General features: G+C 67.7%; 4 protein-coding genes, 1 tRNA gene and 2 pseudogenes. 3 read left to right on the forward strand and 4 right to left on the reverse strand.

What is annotated here, in order from left to right; translation table 11 throughout:
• The first annotated feature begins 98 nt into the window (after positions 1–98).
• A tRNA-Arg gene (locus AOK24_RS18820) sits at positions 99–170 on the forward strand.
• Between the two features lie 684 nt (positions 171–854).
• Positions 855–995, forward strand: a complete 141-nt coding sequence (locus tag AOK24_RS46050) for a hypothetical protein (protein ID WP_206191229.1) — start codon at positions 855–857, stop codon at positions 993–995.
• A gap of 125 nt (positions 996–1,120) precedes the next feature.
• Here AOK24_RS46050 and AOK24_RS52750 read toward each other — a convergent pair.
• Positions 1,121–1,543 (reverse strand): annotated as a pseudogene (locus tag AOK24_RS52750) (recombinase family protein); the annotation flags it as partial.
• Between AOK24_RS52750 and AOK24_RS50800 the strand changes: the two are divergent.
• Entirely contained in the window at positions 1,508–1,804 is a 297-nt protein-coding gene (locus AOK24_RS50800; RefSeq protein WP_240553997.1) for a hypothetical protein, read from the forward strand. The pseudogene AOK24_RS52750 and the gene AOK24_RS50800 sit on opposite strands and share 36 nt — an antisense overlap.
• A 338-nt stretch (positions 1,805–2,142) precedes the next feature.
• Here AOK24_RS50800 and AOK24_RS52300 read toward each other — a convergent pair whose 3' ends face one another.
• The 3 genes and pseudogenes from AOK24_RS52300 to AOK24_RS18845 all read right to left on the reverse strand — a co-directional run.
• Positions 2,143–2,265, reverse strand: a complete 123-nt coding sequence (locus AOK24_RS52300) for a hypothetical protein (RefSeq protein WP_276206844.1) — start codon at positions 2,263–2,265, stop codon at positions 2,143–2,145.
• A gap of 103 nt (positions 2,266–2,368) precedes the next feature.
• Positions 2,369–2,938: pseudogene (locus AOK24_RS18835) on the reverse strand (site-specific DNA-methyltransferase); the annotation flags it as partial.
• A gap of 802 nt (positions 2,939–3,740) precedes the next feature.
• The coding region (locus AOK24_RS18845; RefSeq protein ID WP_338060942.1) for an ATP-binding protein at positions 3,741–4,054 on the reverse strand (314 nt) is incomplete at its 5' end.

Below are 4,054 nucleotides of genomic sequence, written 5' to 3' on the forward strand. Positions count from 1 at the left end.
CCCCCTACGTGCGCCCCCTCCCCCAAACCCGTTCGGGATCACCCCACCCGAGCTGGTAGTGTTCTGTCCGTCGCCGCGAGCAACACCTCGCCGACAAAGCCCCCGTAGCTCAGGGGATAGAGCAACGGCCTCCGGAGCCGTGTGCGCAGGTTCGAATCCTGCCGGGGGCACCCAGAGGATGGGAACGCGATCGGGGTTTTTGTCCCGGTTTCCCGTCTCGGGTGCCATGATCGGGCGCCAGCACTTCTGTGCTGGCGCCCGGTTTTTTGTTCCCCTGGTCCAACTTCCGGGTGATGGCCGCCAGTTCGTCAACCATATGGCCCGGGATCGTCACCCTCAGGGTGATCTCTTCGGTGGGGCGGCTGTAGCGGACTTCCAGATTGAACGCGTCGTAGAGCTCGCGCTGTTTCTCTTCCGGGACGCGTGTGAGGTCCACCTCGATGAAGGGAAGCGCTTCAAGGAGGCGCGGGTCGTTCCGAGTGGGCTGTGATGCCGTGTCGTTGGTTCTGGCGAGTTGTTCCGACAGTGCTTTTCGCTGGGCTCCGAGCTTCGCGTGTTCTTTCCTGATCCCGTCGCGGAACTCCTTCTCCGCCGCAGGGTCGAGCAGAGCCTCGGCGTCGTCGGTGACCGTTCCTTCCGCGAGTACCTGGATGAGCCGGCTCTGACGGTTCTCGATAGCCGCGATGGTTCGCAACGCGTCTCGCTCCCTCGTCTGCCGCTCAGCCGAGTCGTCCGTCCGGGTCGCTGTTTCGACGGCGGCCCGGAGGTGTGTGAGCCGGTCCGGGCCGAAGATCCGGGTGGTGAAGAAGCCGGAGACGGCGGTGAGGAGGGTCTCTTCCCTCACCCACAGGCTCTTGGAGTGGTCGGCGAACCACGGTCTGCCGCTGTGTTCGTTCGCGTCCGGTGCGCAGGCGAAGTACGGGATCTGGTGCCGGGTCTTCCCGAACATCCTGCGCTCGCACAGGGTGCACTTCACGTACGACCGCAGGGTGTAGGAGCGTCGCGTGGCCGGGTGGCTGTTCTTTCCCGGTGTGCTGCGGGACCCCTGCCGCTGCTTCGGCATCGTGGAGACCAGGTCGAAGAGCCCCCGGGTGACCAGGGGTTCGTGCGTGGGGTGCGGTGACCACACCCAGTCCCTCGGGTCGTTGTTACGGCCGCCTTTCTTCGTGGCTCGTCGGTTCCATACCTGGTACCCGGTGTACTTCGGGTTCTTGAGGATCTCGCGGACCGCCGAACCGCTCCAGCAGCCGAGCGCGGCCTCGGGGCGGGTCGGTTCCGGTGGCAGGTGGGTGGCCGGGTCCAGGTTGAGGCGGTCCGCGATGGCGTCGTAACCGAGCTTGTACAGCCCCCGGAGCTGGAAGATGACGGTGACGGTCGGGCTACGGACCGAGTCCGGGATCAGGCGGTGCTTCGTACGACCTTCGGCCCGTCGTGCCGGTACGGGGTGCGGGACCTTCTCCGCTAGATATCCGTACGGAGGCTTGCCGGTGTTCCAACCCTGCTGGGTGTGTTCGACGAAGCCGTCCCACGACAGCTCCAGCATCTGGAGGACGTACCACTCGGAGACGGCCTGCTTGACGCGTCGGGTGAGCGTGGGGGTCGCGCGTTTGGCGCGGCGGCCTGTGACGATCGGCTCGTCGGCCGCGCAGAGGGCGACGCCGGCTTGCTCCAGCTCGTACTCGATCTTCGTGCCGAAGTAGGTGCGGCGGGCGACGCGTTCGATGGATTCGCAGATGACGGCGGCGAAACGGCGGTCAGGACGCTGGGCCTCTTCCAGGAGGTCCGCGATGCTGCCGTCGCGTGAGATGGGGATGGGGAATCTCTGGTGCGCGATGGAGTGGCCGCGCTGGTCCAGGTCCTTGCGGCCGGACTCGACGTCGTAGAAGTGGGCGACGATCACCCATCCCGGCGGGAGCGCGACTCTGGCGTTGCGCAACTGTCGTGGGAGGGACAGCGTGGGGTCCTGGGCGTCTTCGATGGACGTACGGCCGAGCCAGGCCACGGGGACGCTGACCGGCATGGCGGAGACGTCCGGGATCGTGCTCGTGGACCATGGCCGGTCCGGTACCGAAGAGGTCCAGGGTGGAGCGCCTGGGGAACTGTGGGGCACGGTGCTGTCCCTCCCGTGTTCGGCGAGGGCTCTCAGGTTCCGTCGCGCGCAGGGTGCTCGTGCAGCCACGCCAGTACCCCGCGGATCGCGATCGCTTGGCGTCGCACCAGGATCTGAGCGTCCTCGCCCTCGACGACGACGTATTCGACGGTCACCCTCGTTCCGTCCGCTTCTTCGGGTGTGGGGGTGACCGACGACCATCGACGCTCCGTCTCGTGAGCGTCGTCAAACCCACTACCCCGTACGGGTGTTGAGGGGTCAGGAGGGGTGTCCATGGCGGCCCCGGTGACGTCCGTTGACGCAGGTGCGGACTCGGTTCGGGCAGCGGGGTGGGCGAGTGTCGGGTCGGGTGAAGACGAGGACGTCTTCGTGCTGAATGACGGAGAGGGGGATGCCGGTGCGGCGGGCGTCGCGAGTGTTCTTCATCTGGAAGAAGGAGGGTCGGGGGACGAGGCGGTTGTCGCGGATGCCGGCGAGGAGGGCGACGCAGCGTTCGGTGGGGGTGAGGCCGGCGGCTTGTCCGGCGGCGAGGACGGCGGAGGGGAGGTCGATGAGTTCGCCGCGTTCGCGCCAGGGGCGGGTGGTGACGACGGCGGTGCCGCCGGGGCGGAGCATGGTGCGGCACTGGGTGAGGATCTGGGTGAAGGCGTCGAGGAGTTGGTCGGTGGAGACGTGGGCGAGGTTGGCGCGGTCGTGGCCGTAGCGGTGGTGCTGTTTGAGGACGCCGCGTTCGCCGGTCTCGCGGGTGGAGCGGACCTGCCCGTGGACGGAGCTGCCGTACGGGGGTGAGGTGAGGACGAGGTCCACCGTGCCGTGGAGGTCAGCGGGGACAGAGCGGCCACGCGCCGTTCCAGATTCGGGCCGCTCTCCGGCATGAAGCCCGCCTCCAGCCGCCGCCCCTCCACCGTGGCGTAGCACAGAGCCGCCAGGTCCCCCCGGGACAGCACCGGCCATTCTGCCTTCCACACCGCGCGGTGCAGATACTCGGGCGCAAGCCGCGCGGCCTGCGCCACCTTCTGCCACGGGTTCATCTCCTGCTCCCGCAGGATCAGCAGATGATGATGCGCGCAGGCGAGGTCCGCGTTCAACGCGCGTTCTTTCTCGCTCTGAACCACCACAAGCCCCCATGAATAGATCGAAGAGACGAAAGGAAAATCCGGAGTCCTGTCCCCGCAGAAAGCGACGGAAGAAGCAAGGTCAGGGCTGTGCGGCCCTGCCGGTCTCAGGCCGCCGGAAGCGGCCGGGTTCAGGGCACAACCGCGTGGGCCGCGATCACGTCATCGATGTACTGGTGCGGACCTGGGCAGTGAACCGGTTCTGGACCGGCCGCAACCGGTGTCCCTTGACCTCCGTCCGACTCGGCGCGGCCAGCACCATCAGCGCTCTGTCCTGCTGCGACGCCGAGACGTGCACGCTCACCCGCTCCCCCAGCCGGCCCGCGAGCCGGACGTACTCAGCTGGCAACGGGGCCCGCAGACCCAGAGCCTGAACATCAGGCCCAGGTAGCGCACCTCGCCCCACACAACGCCGCTTGCCCCCAACCGGCGAGCGCACCGGGCACAGTCCATCTCCATCTGCTGCCGGGGGTTGAGCTGGTCGAGGCGCGGCAGGACAACCAGGGGCTGGCCCGTCACTGCTCGGCTCCCGTGCGCCACTCGGCCCAGACGCGTTTCGTGTCCGCCAGTTCGTCGATTCCCCACCGTGTGGAGAACGCGGCGACGACCGCCAAGCCGCGCCCCGTCGTATCGTTCTTCGAGGCCGTGCGGGGCTTGGGCATGGCATGGGACTTGTCCGTGACAGCCACTCGCACCCAGCCCGGCTCGGACTGGGTGACGGCGATGACGATGGCCTTGGTGCGGGTGTGCCGCACGACGTTGGTCACCAACTCGGAGACGACCAAGGCTCCGTCGTCGGACAAGTTACTGAGGGTTTTCAGCGGTGCCG

Origin of the sequence: Streptomyces niveiscabiei (assembly GCF_001419795.1) — a bacterium.
GTDB classification, from domain to species: domain Bacteria; phylum Actinomycetota; class Actinomycetes; order Streptomycetales; family Streptomycetaceae; genus Streptomyces; species Streptomyces niveiscabiei.